This window comes from Mycobacterium sp. 1482292.6 (assembly GCF_001672995.1).
GTDB classification, from domain to species: Bacteria; Actinomycetota; Actinomycetes; order Mycobacteriales; family Mycobacteriaceae; genus Mycobacterium; species Mycobacterium europaeum_A.
Genome location: NZ_LZKV01000199.1, coordinates 1 through 723, shown reverse-complemented (window position 1 = coordinate 723; position 723 = coordinate 1). Strand labels below are relative to the sequence as shown.

The window sequence follows — 723 nt, the reverse complement described above, 5'->3', positions numbered from 1 at the left end:
ACTACTACGGCAACTTGACTCGCGAATTCGCCGCTACGCTGGCTCCGGCCGGAGCTAGCAATTACACATCGACCATGGTGGTGGCCACCCTGCGCGGCGCATTGAACGAACTTTCTTGGGAAATCGCCCAATCCGTCGATCCCGTAACAGCGCGCCACCATGCCCTAGCCATCATCGATTGCCTTCTGAGCAAGGCCTGTGAGTCGCCGCAGGTGACCCACACTGGCGCGATACCCGATCGCATCGGCATCCGGCAATTGCGAATCGATCTCGGCAACTACATCGACCGCGTCGCGGCCGGCGAAACCATCGACGTGACCCGCCGCGGACGGGTCGTGGCGCGCCTGCAGCAGCCCACGAACTGACGGCGGCCACCCGAGCCAGCTCTTCACAGCAATAGCCAGCCAAACTTCGCGCCGCAAACACCCCGTGTGAACGGTGAGGGAACGGATCCCCACGACCTGCGCTCGACAGGCCGGAAAAGCCAGCACGACTAGGGCATCGACAGCTTGGTCAGACCGGTTAGCTCGTCGCCTCGCGTAAGCGTTTCAAGCTAACGCGCCGGGGCGGCGTCGTCGCGCGTTCGCCCGGTTTCCGCCCCTTCGAGGTATTGTCGGTTGCATCGCGTCTTTTGTCGGCCCGTGTGCGCTTCGGCTTATTAGCGGGTGTGGGGGGCGGTGTTGGGCGGAAACTGTATAAGAGCTTATCGATGACAGTCAGGGC

General features: G+C 62.7%; 1 protein-coding gene. It reads left to right on the top strand.

The window, feature by feature from the left end:
• Positions 1–365: type II toxin-antitoxin system Phd/YefM family antitoxin (locus A5624_RS19800; protein ID WP_197519000.1), on the top strand; the 365-nt coding region annotated here is incomplete at its 5' end.
• Positions 366–723 lie beyond the last annotated feature (358 nt).